Raw genomic sequence first — 14,802 nt, forward strand, 5'->3', positions numbered from 1 at the left:
ATGCGCGTCGCCGAATCCCCGTTCCCCCGTTAGGCTTTCGGGTCACCAGCCCCCTCGTTACACCGAAGCTCGTTCCTCGCTTCGGCACTCGGGGAGCAGAAGATTGCGACGCGACCGACGTCAATTGCACTCCGGGGGCAGGAACGCTCAGCGTCTCCGAAAGCCGGTTCCCCCGGTCTGCTTTTCGGCTCACCAGTCCCCTCGTTACACCGAAGCTCGTGCCTCGCTTCGGCACTCGGGGAGCAGAGAAGGTTGCGGCACGACCGACGTCGACAGCATTCGGGAAACGATGCACGTCGCCGAATCCCCGTTCCCCTGTGGGCTTTTCGGGTCACCAGCCCCCTCGTTACACCGAAGCTCGTTCCTCGCTTCGGCACTCGGGGAGCGGAGGCGTACGACGCGACCGACAACGTGGACGGCACCCGGGGAGCGGACGGTTGCGGCGCGACCAACAACAACAGCGCTCGGGGAGCAGAAGGTTGCGCACCCGCGGAGCGATGGGTTGCGCACCCGCCGAGCGATAGGTTGCGCACCCGAAGTCCGGCGTCGCGGCGCCCGATCGTCACGCACTCGGATACGGTGGCAGTTCGATGTCTGTCGCGAACCGATCTGTCAGCTTCATCATCAACAGGAACAATGGCGATGCCTTGAAGGTCCAGTTGCGCAAGGTGATTCGTGCTTTCGATGCCGGCGCCAGGAACGGCCCGGCGCTTGCCTTGCGGATCACCTTGGAGTACCGGCGCATCAGGTCGTCGTAGCACGCGAACGCCACCCGATGATCACCGTCCGCTCGAGCCAGTTCGCCCGCCAGCACATACGCACCGACTATCGCCAACCCGGTTCCGAAGCCGCCCAGCGTGTTTCCGTAGGCGGAGTCGCCGACCAACGCCACTCGCCCGCGCGTATAGCCGTCCATGGTGACCCGACCGAACGAGTCGAGATAGAACTCGGGCGTCGCAGACATCTGCTCCAACAATTCGGGAACCCGCCATCCGGCCCCGGCGAAGTTGTGCCGCAACAGCTCTCGCTGCTTCACCTCATCATCACGGTCGTGGCCTCGCTCCGACGAGGCGAACACGTACAACTGCGCGGCCTTCTGACCACCGGTCCACACCAGCCGCCCCGGCTCGTTGTAGCCGATGCCGTGCGCGCGCTGGTCGCTGTGCTCACTCGCGCCGACCACCGCGTAGTAGTACCCGAGGAACTCGACGAACTCCACCTCTGGGCCAAAAGCCAAGCGCCGCACCGCAGAATGAATTCCGTCAGCACCGACGATCAAGTCGAACGACTCCGCAGCCGACCGCGCGAACACCACATCCACCCGGTCATCGCGCTGAGCGAGCTCGGTGATTCGGTCATCGAATATATAACGCGTCGTATCTTTGGTCCGCTCATACAGAATTGCCGCCAGATCTCCCCGCGCGATCTCGACGTCGCCGCCGATGAACTCGCCCGGAATCACCGCCTTCTTGCGACCTCGAGCGTCGACGATCTCCAGATCGGTCTTGCCCGTTTGCCTTGCGTACACCTCGTCGCGAATACCCAACTCGCGTAGCACGCGGTCGTGAACGGCTCCCTTGAAGTCGACGGCCTGACCTCCGGGTCGCAAACCCGCGGCGAGTTCGACGACCGTGACGTCGTGCCCATAGCGCCCCAGGCTCAGGGCCAACGCCGGACCCGCGATGCTCGCCCCGGAAATCAGGATCTTCATTGCTTCTCCCCTAAACTGTGTCTGTAGGACACGGTTTAGAGTAAGTCGAGAACAATGACTGCGCAACCACCCGACGGAGGAGTCGATGCCCGACCACGCCAGGACGCACGAACTCTTGTGGGGCACTCCTCGGGCGCCGCGACGAGGCCCCCGACCATCGATGACGCTCGACGCGATCGTCGAGACCGGCATCGACATCGCCGACCGTGAGGGTGTCGCGGGTGTGACCATGCAGAAGGTCGCCGCCGCCCTCGGCGCGACCAAGATGGCGATCTACCGGTACGTCCCCGGTCGCGACGAGTTGCTCGCGGTCATGCTCGACCGCGCCATCGGTGGCGCGCCGGACCTGAGCACAATCGGCTGGCGCGACGGGCTCGCCGACTTCGCCCGGAAGATGTACGCGAGGAGCGCTGCTCACCCGTGGATCTTCGACGTCGCCAACGGCGTCCGGGTGTACGGACCCAACGAGTTGTCCTGGCTCGAGGCGGGACTCGGCACATTGGCGACGACGACGCTGCCAGGCCCGGCAAGGCTCGACACCATCGTTCTCGTCACGGCGCATGTCCGCATGTTGACCGCACAGCACACGCAGTCGCAGGCAACCGAGACTGAGATAGCCGCCCTGATGGCCAAAATCCTTACACAGCAACCGGATTCGTTCCGACATGTCGCCAGCGTGTTCAGCGACCCGGACCGCGCGGGCCGGGACAACGCCTTCGACTTCGGCCTCTCGCGAATCCTCGACGGCGTCGCGGTACTGGTCGAGCAATCCCATGAGTCTTGACTTTCCAAGCAGGAAAGTAGAGACTACTTTCCACCAAGGAAAGTGAGGGAAACAATGTCCGGTATCGATCATGACCAGGCGCGCAGCGCTCTCGACGCAGCCAGGCGCGCACAACGCAGTGTCGCCGACGAGGTGGGGCTCCCCCGCGGCTATTGGTGGGGAATGGCTGCCGGTTGGGTAGTGCTCGGCCTCCTCGCCGACTTCACCCCGTCGTGGGTCACCACCGTCGCGACCATCGCCTTCTCGTTCGGTCACGCCCTCCTGGCGACCCGACTGCTCGACGGTCGGCACCGGACGTCGGGCATTCAGCTCAGCCGGGAAACCGCCAGCCGCAAGATCCCGCTGATCGTGACCGGGATCCTCCTGGTGATGGTTGCCCTGACGATCGCCGCCGGATTCGCGCTCGGCGCCGACGGCGCCGCTCACTCGGCGTCGTGGGCAGCGGTGATCGTCGGAGCCGTCGTCGGATTCGGTGGGCCCGAGATCTTCTCCGCCGCACGACGTCTGGCGCACGCGTGACACCCGACGGATTCGATGAGTTGATTCATCCGAGCACCAGATTGTCGCTGATGGCGACGCTCTCGGCGGCCGACTGGGCCGAGTTCGCATTCCTCCGCGAGCGGCTCGGCCTGTCCGATTCGGCTCTGTCCAAACAACTTTCGACCCTAGAGGACGCCGGCTATCTCACCACCGAGCGGCAGGCGACGGGGCGACGTCGAACAGTGCGGGCACAGCTCACCGACAAGGGCCGGCAGGCACTCGCCGGACACCTGGCGGCGCTGCAGGAGATCGTGTCGCAGAGCGCGCCCACCCGATGACAAACCTGCCGGATGATCGTTCGACGTATCTGGAGCGATTACATACCGACCTACCCGGCCACATCGTCGACGTGTTCGTGTACACGGTCGTGCTCAATCTCGCGATTCAGTATGTGCCGCAACTCATCAGCGAGACTTTCACGCTGTCGTTGTTCACCGCGATCCTGCTCAAGTTCGTCCTGGAACTGATCGTGTCCGCGAAGACCCGCCTGAAGCGGAACTTCCGGGCGGCTTCGTCGCGGGCGGGCCGCGTGGGCGCCGCGGTCACGCTGTGGCTGGTGCTGGTGGGCAGCAAGTTCTTGGTGATCGAACTGACGCACCTGCTGTTCGGTGACCGCGTGCACCTCGGCGGCTTTTGGTCGGTCAACGGTCTGATCGTGGTGCTGATGCTCGCACGCGGCGGGGTGCGCCTACTCATCACACCACCTGAACTCAGCCCCGAACTTCGTTCTCCACAGCCATCCCCAGCTCCGCCCGCTGACTAGCCACCCACGACGCCAACAGTTTCAGTCCGTCCGCGGCGGGTGTACCCGCTGCGGCGGTGTAGATGTTGAGTTGCAGTCCCGGCTCCGACGGAAGTTGCAACGCCTCGAAGTCCAGATCCAGCTGCCCGACGGCGGGGTGGCGCAACCGCTTTCGACCGCTGCGATGGAAGCGCACATCGTGCGACGCCCAACGCTGACGGAAAAGCTCACTGCGCGTGGATAATTCACCGACCAGCTCGATGAGGGCCTTGTCGTTGGGATTGCGGCCGGCCTCCATTCGCAGAAACGACGCGGCGTCGGCGGCGATGTGGTCGTAATCGACGAATAGTTCGCGGGCCCGCTCCGGGTAGAGGTAGATGAACCGTGTCGTATTCGCCGGGCGCCGCGGGTCGTCGAACACCGGTACATACAGGGCACGCGCGAGATCGTTCATCGCGAGGATGTCGTGGCGGCCGTTGCGTACCCAGGCCGGGGCGTCCGGGATCGCGTCGAGTATCTGCTGGACCGCGGGGCGCACCGTCTGCGCGGTAGCACGCGTGCGGCGTCGACCATGCTCATTCGACGCTCGCGCCAACGACGACAGATGGTCGCGCTCGGCCTCGTCCAGCTGCAGCGCCGCGGCGAGCGAGTCCAGCATGCTGTCCGACGCCCCGGACAGACTGCCTCGCTCGAGCCGGATGTAGTAGTCGACCGACATGCCGGCCAGCATCGCGACTTCCTCGCGGCGCAGTCCCTTGACCCGGCGGTTGCCGCCGTATGCGGGCAATCCCGCTTGATCCGGAGTGATGCGGGCACGCCGTGTACTCAGAAACTCGCGGATCTCCGCACGTAGATTCGCTGAACCCATCACTCCACGGTAGGCCCCGCGCACCGACGAAGGGAGGTACCGCCAATACCCCGAACGATCGTCACTCCCCAGCTCGACGCCGGAGGAGTGAAGTAGAAGGCATGCGAGCAACCTACATGTACGGTGCGGGCGACGTCCGCGTCATCGAAGCGACCGATCCGACCATCGAACTTCCCACCGATGCCCTGGTGCGCGTGGTCCGCGCCTGTGTCTGCGGCAGCGACCTTCATCCCTACCATTCGATGCCCCCGACCCCGGGCGGCTCGACGATGGGTCACGAGTTCATCGGCGTCGTCGAGGAGATCGGCTCCGACGTGTCGACGCTGCAGGTCGGCGACTTCGTGATCGCACCCTTCGCAGTCTCCTGCGGTGAGTGCGAGTTCTGCCGCGCCGGCCTGCAGACGTCGTGCCGCATCGGCGGATTCTGGAACGACGCGCACCTCGGCTCGGCCGGTGGACAGGCCGAAGCGGTCCGCGTTCCCTTCGCCGACGGCACTCTCGTGCCCGTCCCGGTCGACGAGTCCGCCGACGACGCCCTGCTGCACTCACTGCTCACGCTCTCCGACGTCTACGGCACCGGCTGGCACGCCGCGGTACAGGGCCGCGTCCAGCCGGGCAGCACCGTCACGGTGATCGGCGACGGCGCCGTCGGTCTGCTCGCGGTGCTGTCGGCGAAACAGCTTGGTGCACAACGGATCGTGCTGATGGGACGCCACCGCGACCGCACCGATCTGGGTCGCGTGTTCGGCGCCACCGACGTCGTCGAAGAACGCGGTGACGAGGGTATCGCCGAGGTCGTCGAACTGACCGGCGGTCTGGGAAGCGAGATCGTCTTGGAGGCCGTCGGACATCGTCCCGCCTATGATCAGGCCCTCGGTGTCGTCCGCCCCGGTGGCGTCATCAGCCGCGTCGGGGTACCCCAATACGCCGATGCGCCAGTCGGTTTCGCGACGCTGTTCGGCCCGAACATCACCCTGACCGGTGGCCCCGCTCCGGTGCGCGCCTACATCGAACGTCTGCTGCCGGCGGTGCTCGACGGATCGGTGAATCCCGGTCGGGTATTCGATTCTGTTGTCTCCCTGGATGACACGCCGGCCGGCTATGCAGCGATGGATGCGCGCGAGGCACTGAAGGTGGCAGTACGACCGTGACGACCGATCTGCGTGCGCCGACGACGTCGGCCTCACCGGCAAAGGCCGGTGCGATCCTCGCCATCATTCTCGTCGGCTATTTCATGGTGTTGCTGGACAATTCGGTGATCTTCACCGGTCTGCCGAGTATCCGTGCGGGACTGGGACTTTCGGCGGCGCAGTTGTCGTGGGTACAAGACTCCTACGTGCTGGTGTTCGGCGGTCTGCTCCTGTTGGCCGCACGGGCCGGCGACATCGTCGGTCGTCGTCGACTGTTCATCGTCGGCTTGGCGATCTTCGGCGCGGCCTCACTGCTGGTCGGCGTCGCACCGTCGGCCTGGTGGATGATCGCGGCGCGGGCCCTCCAGGGCGTCGGAGCGGCCATCGTCGCGCCGACGTCGCTGGCGTTGATCACCACCTACTTTCACGGCGAAGCGCGCAGGCGAGCCGTCGCGTGGTACGCCGCGGCCGCCGGCATCGGCGCGAGCGCAGGGCTGTTGATCGGAGGCGCCGTCACCGAATGGCTGTCGTGGCGCGCGGCGTTTCTGATCAACGTCCCGATCGCCGTGGCGATGATGGTCGCCGCACACCGGATTCTGGCCGAAACCGACCGTCGGACAGGACGATTCGACGCGGTCGGCGCAGTGGTGTCGACGCTCGGCGTCGGGTCCCTCGTCTACGGTGTGATCACATCGTCGGAGACCGGCTGGGGTTCGTCGCGAGTAGTCGGATCGCTGACCGTCGGTGTGCTCCTCCTCGTGCTGTTGGCGATCAACGAGAGTCGTGCCGACCAACCGATCATGCCGCTGCGCCTGTTCGCGAGCCGAGAGCGCAGCGGAGCGTATGCGGTGCGTTTCCTGTATCTCGGCGCGATGATGGGCTTCTTCTACTTCACGACCCAATTGATGCAGGACGCGTTGGGCTTCACGCCATTTCAGGCGGGGCTGGGCTTTCTCCCGATGACCGCCGTCAACTTCGCTGTGGCGCTGACCATTCCACGACTGGCCCGCCGCTACTCGACGGGAACCTTGCTACTCGCGGGAACTTTCGTCACGCTGGCGGGCATGGCCTGGTTGAGCCGCGCGTCCCTCGACGACTCCTATCTGCTGTCCGTCGCCGCCCCGATGGTCTTGATCGGCATCGGCCAGGGGCTCGCTTTCGCACCGATGACCGGTGCGGGCATCGCACGTGTGTCGCCCGACGACGCCGGTGCCGCGTCGGGCGTGGTGAACACCGCACACCAACTGGGTTCCGCGATGGGACTCGCTGTGCTGGTGGCGATTTCGTCCGGGATCGGCGGACTCTCCACGCCCGACGGTGTCGTCGCCCAGGTGTCGGCAGCTCTGTCCGGCAGCGCCGTCCTATTGCTCGTCGCGACCGTGATCGTCGCGGTCGTGATCGTTCCCGCACAACGCAACCAACCCGAAGGAGTAGTGCGATGACTGTTCCCACCATCACCCTCAACAGCGGAATCACCATGCCCGCCTTGGGCTTCGGTGTCTTTCAGACTCCGCCGCAGGAGACCATCGACGCGGTCACCACCGCGCTCGATGTCGGCTACCGCCATATCGACACCGCCGCAGCCTATTTCAACGAGCGCGAGGTAGGCGAGGCGTTACGACGGTCGTCGTTGGATCGCGACGAGATCTTCGTCGAGACCAAAGTGTGGATCAGCGATTTCGGCTACGACGCCACGCTGCACGCGTTCGACAAAAGTGCGGGAAAGCTGGGCATCGAGCACATCGATCTGCTGATCCTGCACCAGGCGCTGCCGAGCCGATTCGATCTGACCGTCGGCGCCTACCGCGCGCTGGAAACGCTTCTCGCCGATGGGCGCGTGCGAGCCATCGGCGTCAGCAACTTCATGCCGGATCACTTGCGAAACCTCCTCGACGCCACGTCGGTCGTGCCCGCAGTGAACCAGATAGAGGTGCACCCCTACTTCCGGCAGACCGCGGTGCTCGACGCCGACGCCGCGCACGGCGTCGTGTCGCAGGCATGGTCACCGATCGGCGGAATCACCTTCTATCGCGACAGTGGGCACTCGTCGACGCTGACCGACCCGGTCATCGGCGCGATCGCCGCCGCACACGGGAAGTCCGCGGCCCAGGTGATGCTCAGGTGGCACCTGCAACAGGGGCGCCAGGCGATCCCGAAGTCGGTGACGCCCGCTCGCATCGCGCAGAACTTCGACATCTTCGACTTCGAGCTGAGCGAAGGAGAATTGGCGCAGATCGATGCGCTCGACACCGGCAGCCGGGGCGGTCCGGAACCTGAGCAGATCACGCTGGAAACCTTCGGTCGGGAAATCCCCGAGGCGTAGGGCGGCGTCGAACAGCCCGGCGTCGAACTAGAACGTGTTACAGTTCCCGGTGATACCGTGCGTCTGCCCGAGGAGGGTTCCACCGTGGGACAGTTCAGTCGAGCCGAACTCGAGGCCGAGTTCCAGCTTTTCGAAGATCGCGCGAATACCGCTGCGGTGACTCATGATTGGGATCAGTGGGCAGACCAGTTCGCGATCGACGCCGAGTATGTCGAACATGCGATGGGCAACTTCGGTGGTCGCGAGGAGATCCGACCGTGGATCAAGAAGACGATGAGCCGCTTCCCCGGAAATCACATGACGTCGTTTCCGTCGCTGTGGCATGTCATCGACGAGGACACCGCTCGGGTGATCTGTGAGATCGACAATCCGTTGCGCGACCCCGGCGACGGTTCGGTGCACTCCGCCACCAACATCACCATCCTGACCTACGGCGGTGACGGCCGATGGGCGAAGGAGGAGGACATCTACAACCCGATGAAGTTCCTGGAATCGGCCAAGGGCTGGTGTCTGCGGGCGCGCGAACTCGGCACCATCACCGACGAAGCCGCGACGTGGTTCGACCGGATGGGACGCTTCTAGCCGAGATACGCGCGTATCAACTCTGCCGGAACCTCTGGTTCCGGATCGTTCGTCGTGCTTACCTGAGATACGAAGGTACAAACAGCGTTAGTTTGTATCTCCGGAACGAAGGGGACACATGATGGATCACAGCGCAGTCAGCAGGCGCGACGCGCTGAAGCTCGGTGGGGGAGTGCTCGGCTCGGTGGGCGCGCTGTCGCTGCTCGCGCCACCGGCCCGCGCCAAACCGTGGACGTGGTCGCCGGCCGGATCGGTCGCCGGATCCGGATCCGGAAAGGACCCGCGCACCAGGTGGGATCCGGAAGCCGACCCGGTGATCGCGAATGTCATCGAGCACCACGATGTGCCGAGAATCAATGCGGCACTGAGGAGTTGGGTACGCAACGATCAGCAGCTGCCGGCCGGTCTGCCGAACGAACTGCGCGATTTCATCGAGTACGCACGCGTGCTGCCGCCGTGGACCGACCAGGGCAAGCTGGCCGCCGGCTTCGAGTACACGAAGAAGCACGGGACGATCATCTCCGCGCTGTATGCCTTCGCGAGCGGCATGATGTCGACGGTGATCCCGCACGAGGCGCGGGCGGTGTACTACTCGCAGGGCGGCAAGTACTTCAAAGACCGGATCGCGAAGACCGCCAAGCTCGGATACGACATCGGCACCGTCAACGCCTACGGGCCCGGCGGCGAGATGATCGTGACCTGCGTGAAGACCCGGATGATCCACGCGGCCGTGCGTCATCTCCTGCCGCAGGCGCCGTATTGGCCGGCCAACGCCGTCCCGATCAGCCAGGAAGATCTGATGATCACCTGGCACAGCCTGCCGACGACGATCATGCAGAACATGCTGCGGTGGGGTGTGCCGACGCCGGCCGACGAATCGGTCGGCTACCTGCACACCTGGCAGGTCTGCGGGCACCTGCTGGGCATCCGCGACGAGTACATTCCGGCGTCGTGGAGACAGGCCGACATTCAAAAGCGCAAGGTCCTCACGCCGGTTCTCGCGCCGACGCGGGAAGGCAAGGCCTTGGCGCAGGAGTTGTTGAAACTCGGCAACGACCTCGACCTGACCCTGCTGTCGAAGCCGATCCTCGGCGCGTTCACCCGGTTCATTCTCGGTGACCGCATCGCCGACTGGATCGACATTCCCCGCGAACCGGTCTGGAGTCCGCTGCTCGAAGTCAGCTGGGGGCCCTACATCGCCGTCCGCGAAGGTGTTCTCGGCGCGATTCCGCCGACCGACAACGCCTATTGGTTGTTCGACGAATTCCTCCGGCAGTTCGTGCTCTGGTACATGTCGGAACTGCGCATGCCGATCAGCATCGAGATTCCGACTATGAACCGGAAATTCTGAGTACCCACTCACCGTCGATTTCAGGAGAAGACAATGGCGTTCTACTTGATGATTCAGGACTGGCTCAATCGGCTCGACGTGGGGTCGTCGGGGTACGGTCCTTGGTGAGGTTCGCGGCGAGTCGCCGCTGGATCACACACAGATGCTGGACCGACGAGGAGGTACCCGGTGGAGTCCACGACGGGCGTCGACGCCCAGGCGCCGGGATCGGCGGCGATGCTCGCCCGTGTACTCACCGACGTGATGAGCGGCTCCGACGCCGACGACCGGCTGCGTAAGCGCATCGTCGACGCCGCAAGCGAACAGTTCGGGCAGATCGGCGTGCGGCATTCGACGATGGAAGATGTGGCGCGTCGGGCCAATGTCGCGCGAATAACCATCTATCGTCGCTTTCCCACGAAGGACGCATTGGTGGAGGCGGTGACGGCGCGCGAGTTCCGGAACTATTTCGCGCAGTTTCTCGTCGATATCCGGCGAGCCGAGACGGTTGCCGATCGAGTGGTCCTCGGATTCGTGAGTTCCCTTCGGGCGATGCGTAACAATCCGGTACTGGGTGGATTACTGTCCGTCGATCCTCACTTATTGGCGAGCTCGATGATCGGCGACGGCGGAGAAATGGTGTCGGTGGTCCGGCAATTCGTCGCCGGCCAACTTCGGCGCGAGCAGACCGCCGGACACGTCGCACCCGACGTCGACGTCGACCTCGTCGCGGAGATGATGGTGCGGGTCTCGGCGTCGTTTCTCGCCATCCCCAGCCGCGTCGTGGATCTCGACGACGACGAGCAGCTCGCCGATCTGGCTCGCTGGGCTCTGGTACCACTGCTCGCCGGACGCTGACCGCCCGCGATCTGTCGCGAATGTTCAAGCCTCGCCGCGACGCCCCGCGATAGCGTGGGGGAATGGAAACGATACCCGTAACATACTGCGCCGCTGGAACTTTCAGTGTCGCGGAGATGACTCCGCAAGCATACGAATCATCGGTGACGACCGGCACGCCGACCGGCTTCGCTCTGATGCGCAAGGAATTCGACGGCGCGATCGACGGTTACGCCGAGACCCTCTTCGTCTACGCCTACGGTGAGACCGTCGGCGGCACCTACGTGGCGCTCGAATCGTTCGACGGAACTATCGACGGACGCCGCGGCACCTGCAACATCGCACACAGTGCCACGACGTCGGGGACCGATCGCAGCCTGGAGATGCTGGTGATCGTCCCGGGCAGCGGCACCGCTGAGTTGCGCGGAATCACCGGTACCGGGACGATCACCATCGACGCCGATGGGACGCATCACCTCCGCCTCGACTATTCGGTCGACGAGAGCACGTTGTCCGCGTAGAACGCCAGATGGGCACGGGCGGCAGCCTCCCAGGTGAGGGATTTCGCCAGCGCCCGCCCGCGTTCGGCGCGGCTCGCGGCACCGCCCAGCGCCTCGCACAGCCCGGCGGCGAGCGCCTCGGGGTCGGCTCCGTAGGCCACGGCATCGCCGAAAACCTCACGCAGAATGGGCAATTCGCGTGCGACGACCGGTCTGCCCGCCGCCAGGGCTTCCATGGCGGCAAGGCCGAAGCCCTCCTTGGTCGACGGGAAGGCGAACACGTCACACGCGGCGATCACCGAGGCGACGTCGGCATCGCGCAGCGCACCGAGGACGATCGGCTGCACCTCCAGTTCGGCGGCGACCCGGTCGAACTCCGCCCGGTAGTCCCGATAGTCGAACAGCGTCTCCCCGCCGCCGAAGACGAGTTTCACGTCTGGATACTGTTGGCGCGCAACGGCATACGCCCGCACCAGGTCGATGCTGCCTTTGCGCGGTTCGATGCCGCCGACGGCCAGCACGAAGGGACCGAACTCGTCGTGCCAGCGGCGCCGGGCGGCAACGGCGTTCGCGTCACCCGACGCTGCGTCCGAGAAACGTTGATACTCAACACCATTGGGGATGACCGTGGGAGTCAGTCCCCACCCGGCTTCCACTTCGCGCGCCACCGCGCGCGACACGCAGATTCGGGCGTACGGGTTGACGATCGCCTTCTCGTGGCATTCCACCAGCACCGGGGTCGTGAATTGATCGAGGTGGTGGATCGTGCGGATGCAGGTACCGACGGCGTTGGCGCTGATGCAGTCCTGCGCATGCACGATGTCGTAGTCGTCGGCGGTGAACGCGGCGCTCATCGCGTCGATCGATCGCACGATGCGATCGGTGACGGTCTCACCGTCGACGTCGGGGAAGGGGATGAGCCGCACCGTGACCGCGTCGTCGACGTCGCGGAAGAAGCCTGCGTCGCCGCCGCGGGCGAGCGACCAGACGTCGACTCGCACTCCCAGTTCGCTCAGCGCCTCGGCCAGGTTGAGGGTGTGCACCACACCGCCGCGGGGCTTCGTCGAATAGGTCAGCAGAGCGACTCGCAGGCCGGTCATCGACGCACCTGATCCTGCCCGGCGAGCCGGTACACCTCCGGGCGCAGCTCACCGAGGTGATTGAGAACCCTTCGGGCGCGGCCGATTTCGGCTTCGACGTCGACTTCGGCCGACGCCAGCCCGCCCTTGGACCGCGTCGTCGCCAGAATGTCGCCACCGGGCCCGACCACCTTGGCCTGCCCCAGAAAGCGCAGCGAGCCGGTCACGCCGGTCAGATTGGACGACACCAGAAACACCTGGTTCTCCGCGGCCCGCGCGCAGTCGTAGAGGTCGAACAACCGGGCCTGGCGGTCGGCGGGAAGCCGCGCCGCGCGATCGGTCACACTGGCCGGCCAAGCGGAGAGGGCGGCCAGGATGGTCGCACCGTCGAGGGCGAGGGTGCGCGCGGACTCGGGGAATGTCTTGTCGTAGTCGATGAGCATGCCGATCCTTCCGACCGGAGTGTCGAAGGCGGCGAACCGATCACCCGCCCGGTACGCCGCGGATTCGCCCGCGGGTTGATGAACTTTGCGATGGATGCCGAGCACACCGTCCCCGGACAGGCACACCGCGGTGTTGTAGTGGTCACCGCAGTCCTGTTCGGTGATTCCGATGCAGACGGTCATGTCTCCGGCGGCGTCTGCGATCGCTCTCAGTTCGGGACCGTCGGGGTCGATGGCGGGTGGCAGATCGTCGGGATCGGGATGCGCGAGGTCGCCGATGTAGCCGCCGAGCGTCGCATCGGGGAAGACGAGCAGATCCATCCCGTCGCGCGACGCCGAGGAGACGATGCCGACCGCCTTCTCCACGCCCCGTGCGACGTCACGGCCGAAATGTCCCGCGAGCGCACCCATGTAGACCGTTCCCATGTCATCGCACCCTACCCATCAGCGGACCCGTCTGTACTGCTCACGCCGCTGGCACTGCTCACGCGGTGCCCAGTCCGGTGACCGTGGAGGCGACGGCGGTGGTGACCGCCCCGTCCGGCCACCGCAGGCGTACACCGGCGTCGGCCGTCAGTCGCCCGCACGCGGCGGAGGTCGCCGGACTCCGATGCGGTTGCCGTGGTTCCCGATCGGCGGTCAGCATCGCGAAACCAGGGAAGCAGGTCAGCCACGCACCCATCGTGACGTCGCGTGGGCGCGGGATGGCGGCGACGTCGAGCTCGGCGCCCGTTCCCGACGCCTCGGCGAGCATGCCGAGGGTTCCCGCCAGACCGGCCATGCTGACATCCTTGACCGCCCGCGGTCGCAACTGTGCGACGAGTGATCCCATGGCCACGAGCTCGTCGCTGGTCCGGGAGCTGGTGCTGTCCCACTGGCGGTCGGTGTAGCCGGGCCGCCACGATCCGCCGAGGTCGGCGGTCAGCGACACCACGTCGCCAACCCGCCCACCACCGGCGGGCAGCGGCGCCGGGGTGGTTCCCAGCGCGGTGACCGACAATGCCGACGGCACACCCACCTGCGTATGACCGCCGAGAACCGGTGTGCGCCAGGCCTGTGCGGCTGCCGCGATACCGTCGATGATTCGACTCAGGTGCGCGGTGGTGGGCGCACCGACGGCATCGAGCAGGCCCACCGGGCGCGCACCCATCGCGGCGAGATCGTTGAGGTTGACCAGCACCGCGCACCATCCCGCCCACCGCGGATCACGCTCGACCATCGACGGCAGGATCGCGTCGCAGGCCGCGACGATCTCACTGCCGGGGACGGGGACACCGTCGTCGCCGCGAAAGCCCGCCGGCCCGAGGCCGCCGGGTTGGCGAGACAACGGTGCGAGCGCCTGGGCGAGAACCGATTTGGTTGCATCCACCGTCGCTTGGATGCGTCCGATCGGCCACCGCACCTGGCGGTGCGCACGACCGCGGAGGGTTTCGCCCGGGCCGCAGTCCGCCCAGCCGAGGGAGCGAAAGAGCCCCGCGTACCGATCTTGCACGCAGGCGTCGAATCGGAGCGCACCCGCCGACTCGACGAAGGCGCACGCCGCGTTGATGAGCGCGGCGCCGACTCCCGATGTCGCGGCGCGCGGCGTCACCACCAGCCGACTGCCCGACCACCACCCGATGTCGAGTGGCGTGCACGGGGCCACCCGGACCCCGCCGATGGCGGTGCCGTCGCCGGTCACCGCCACGAGCACCACGGTGCGTGGGTCGGCGTCGACGTCGTCGAGGTCGGTGTGGTCGAAGAGTTGTTGCCGCTCGACGAACTCGGTGTGCCGCAGCCGTCGGTACGCGCAGGTCAGCTGATCATCGGCGGTGACGATCAAGTATTCGCGCGGCGGGGCCGCCGGTGTCCCGGCGAGGATGGACAACTCCGGCGCACCGCTGCGACTCCGGGCGACTTTCGGTGCGGGCGACCAGGTTTGGGTGTCGAGCAT

Annotated in this window: 16 protein-coding genes; 11 read left to right on the plus strand and 5 right to left on the minus strand. The window is 66.0% G+C overall.

Translation table 11 applies throughout. From position 1 onward, the window contains the following. Nucleotides 1-562: 562 nt before the first annotated feature. A complete protein-coding gene (locus tag HH308_RS15185; protein ID WP_170195069.1) occupies nt 563-1,711 on the minus strand; it encodes an FAD-dependent monooxygenase in 1,149 nt (382 codons plus the stop codon). A 160-nt stretch (nt 1,712-1,871) separates the two neighbouring features. Here HH308_RS15185 and HH308_RS15190 point away from each other — a divergent pair, with 160 nt between their 5' ends. Genes HH308_RS15190 through HH308_RS15205 form a run of 4 tightly spaced genes read left to right on the plus strand, consistent with a single transcriptional unit; the run spans nt 1,872 to nt 3,798 of the window. Then, nucleotides 1,872-2,495, plus strand: coding sequence for a TetR/AcrR family transcriptional regulator (locus tag HH308_RS15190; protein ID WP_246284632.1), 624 nt, complete (start codon nt 1,872-1,874; stop codon nt 2,493-2,495). A gap of 54 nt (nt 2,496-2,549) precedes the next feature. Continuing rightward, on the plus strand, nt 2,550-3,014 hold the full coding sequence (locus tag HH308_RS15195; RefSeq protein ID WP_170195071.1) for a hypothetical protein: 465 nt from the start codon (nt 2,550-2,552) through the stop codon (nt 3,012-3,014). Beyond that, on the plus strand, nt 3,011-3,313 hold the full coding sequence (locus HH308_RS15200) for a winged helix-turn-helix domain-containing protein (RefSeq protein WP_170195072.1): 303 nt from the start codon (nt 3,011-3,013) through the stop codon (nt 3,311-3,313). Before HH308_RS15195 ends, HH308_RS15200 begins: the two co-directional genes overlap by 4 nt. Beyond that, the gene (locus HH308_RS15205; protein WP_211188529.1) at nt 3,310-3,798 is read left to right on the plus strand and encodes a hypothetical protein; all 489 of its coding nucleotides are present in this window, start codon (nt 3,310-3,312) and stop codon (nt 3,796-3,798) included. The genes HH308_RS15200 and HH308_RS15205 overlap by 4 nt, the downstream gene beginning before the upstream one ends. Here the strand turns inward: HH308_RS15205 and HH308_RS15210 are convergent. After that, on the minus strand, nt 3,746-4,645 hold the full coding sequence (locus HH308_RS15210; protein WP_170195073.1) for a helix-turn-helix transcriptional regulator: 900 nt from the start codon (nt 4,643-4,645) through the stop codon (nt 3,746-3,748). The genes HH308_RS15205 and HH308_RS15210 overlap by 53 nt on opposite strands. A 101-nt stretch (nt 4,646-4,746) precedes the next feature. On the opposite strand from HH308_RS15210, the gene HH308_RS15215 reads away from it, so the two are divergent. From HH308_RS15215 to HH308_RS15245, 7 genes are all read left to right on the plus strand, one after another. Then, nucleotides 4,747-5,796 (plus strand): alcohol dehydrogenase catalytic domain-containing protein, encoded by a 1,050-nt coding sequence (locus tag HH308_RS15215; protein WP_170195074.1) that lies wholly within the window; start codon nt 4,747-4,749, stop codon nt 5,794-5,796. Continuing rightward, nucleotides 5,793-7,217, plus strand: a complete 1,425-nt coding sequence (locus HH308_RS15220) for an MFS transporter (protein ID WP_312870609.1) — start codon at nt 5,793-5,795, stop codon at nt 7,215-7,217. Before HH308_RS15215 ends, HH308_RS15220 begins: the two co-directional genes overlap by 4 nt. After that, nucleotides 7,214-8,098 carry an aldo/keto reductase gene (locus tag HH308_RS15225; RefSeq protein WP_170195075.1) on the plus strand — a complete coding sequence of 295 codons (885 nt, stop codon included), beginning with the start codon at nt 7,214-7,216 and terminating at the stop codon, nt 8,096-8,098. The genes HH308_RS15220 and HH308_RS15225 overlap by 4 nt, the downstream gene beginning before the upstream one ends. An 84-nt stretch (nt 8,099-8,182) precedes the next feature. Further along, nucleotides 8,183-8,680: a nuclear transport factor 2 family protein gene (locus tag HH308_RS15230; RefSeq protein WP_170195076.1), complete on the plus strand. Its 498-nt coding sequence runs from the start codon at nt 8,183-8,185 to the stop codon at nt 8,678-8,680. A 121-nt stretch (nt 8,681-8,801) separates the two neighbouring features. Then, nucleotides 8,802-10,031: an oxygenase MpaB family protein gene (locus HH308_RS15235; RefSeq protein WP_170195190.1), complete on the plus strand. Its 1,230-nt coding sequence runs from the start codon at nt 8,802-8,804 to the stop codon at nt 10,029-10,031. 216 nt (nt 10,032-10,247) lie between these two features. Beyond that, nucleotides 10,248-10,868, plus strand: a complete 621-nt coding sequence (locus tag HH308_RS15240; RefSeq protein WP_170195191.1) for a TetR/AcrR family transcriptional regulator — start codon at nt 10,248-10,250, stop codon at nt 10,866-10,868. Between the two features lie 116 nt (nt 10,869-10,984). Beyond that, on the plus strand, nt 10,985-11,368 hold the full coding sequence (locus HH308_RS15245; RefSeq protein ID WP_211188530.1) for a DUF3224 domain-containing protein: 384 nt from the start codon (nt 10,985-10,987) through the stop codon (nt 11,366-11,368). Here HH308_RS15245 and HH308_RS15250 read toward each other — a convergent pair. From HH308_RS15250 to HH308_RS15260, 3 genes are read right to left on the minus strand one after another with little or no spacing between them, the layout of a single operon-like run. Then, nucleotides 11,335-12,438, minus strand: a complete 1,104-nt coding sequence (locus HH308_RS15250; RefSeq protein WP_170195192.1) for an MSMEG_0565 family glycosyltransferase — start codon at nt 12,436-12,438, stop codon at nt 11,335-11,337. The genes HH308_RS15245 and HH308_RS15250 overlap by 34 nt on opposite strands. A gap of 5 nt (nt 12,439-12,443) precedes the next feature. Continuing rightward, the gene (locus HH308_RS15255) at nt 12,444-13,295 is read right to left on the minus strand and encodes a carbon-nitrogen hydrolase family protein (protein WP_170195078.1); all 852 of its coding nucleotides are present in this window, start codon (nt 13,293-13,295) and stop codon (nt 12,444-12,446) included. Nucleotides 13,296-13,353: 58 nt separating this feature from the next. Next, nucleotides 13,354-14,802: an MSMEG_0567/sll0787 family protein gene (locus HH308_RS15260; RefSeq protein WP_170195079.1), complete on the minus strand. Its 1,449-nt coding sequence runs from the start codon at nt 14,800-14,802 to the stop codon at nt 13,354-13,356.

Source organism: Gordonia asplenii (assembly GCF_012933505.1).
In the GTDB taxonomy this organism is placed as follows: Bacteria; Actinomycetota; Actinomycetes; order Mycobacteriales; family Mycobacteriaceae; genus Gordonia; species Gordonia asplenii.

Bases quoted from the DNA above. Each gene is read 5' to 3' on its own strand.
- HH308_RS15185 (WP_170195069.1), bottom strand. From the start codon at position 1,711: ATGAAGATCCTGATTTCCGGGGCGAGCATCGCGGGTCCGGCGTTGGCC.
- HH308_RS15210 (WP_170195073.1), bottom strand. From the start codon at position 4,645: ATGGGTTCAGCGAATCTACGTGCGGAGATCCGCGAGTTTCTGAGTACA.
- HH308_RS15225 (WP_170195075.1), top strand. From the start codon at position 7,214: ATGACTGTTCCCACCATCACCCTCAACAGCGGAATCACCATGCCCGCC.
- HH308_RS15240 (WP_170195191.1), top strand. From the start codon at position 10,248: ATGCTCGCCCGTGTACTCACCGACGTGATGAGCGGCTCCGACGCCGAC.
- HH308_RS15195 (WP_170195071.1), top strand. From the start codon at position 2,550: ATGTCCGGTATCGATCATGACCAGGCGCGCAGCGCTCTCGACGCAGCC.
- HH308_RS15245 (WP_211188530.1), top strand. From the start codon at position 10,985: ATGACTCCGCAAGCATACGAATCATCGGTGACGACCGGCACGCCGACC.
- HH308_RS15205 (WP_211188529.1), top strand. From the start codon at position 3,310: ATGACAAACCTGCCGGATGATCGTTCGACGTATCTGGAGCGATTACAT.
- HH308_RS15190 (WP_246284632.1), top strand. From the start codon at position 1,872: ATGACGCTCGACGCGATCGTCGAGACCGGCATCGACATCGCCGACCGT.
- HH308_RS15215 (WP_170195074.1), top strand. From the start codon at position 4,747: ATGCGAGCAACCTACATGTACGGTGCGGGCGACGTCCGCGTCATCGAA.
- HH308_RS15260 (WP_170195079.1), bottom strand. From the start codon at position 14,802: ATGCTCGACACCCAAACCTGGTCGCCCGCACCGAAAGTCGCCCGGAGT.
- HH308_RS15255 (WP_170195078.1), bottom strand. From the start codon at position 13,295: ATGGGAACGGTCTACATGGGTGCGCTCGCGGGACATTTCGGCCGTGAC.
- HH308_RS15235 (WP_170195190.1), top strand. From the start codon at position 8,802: ATGGATCACAGCGCAGTCAGCAGGCGCGACGCGCTGAAGCTCGGTGGG.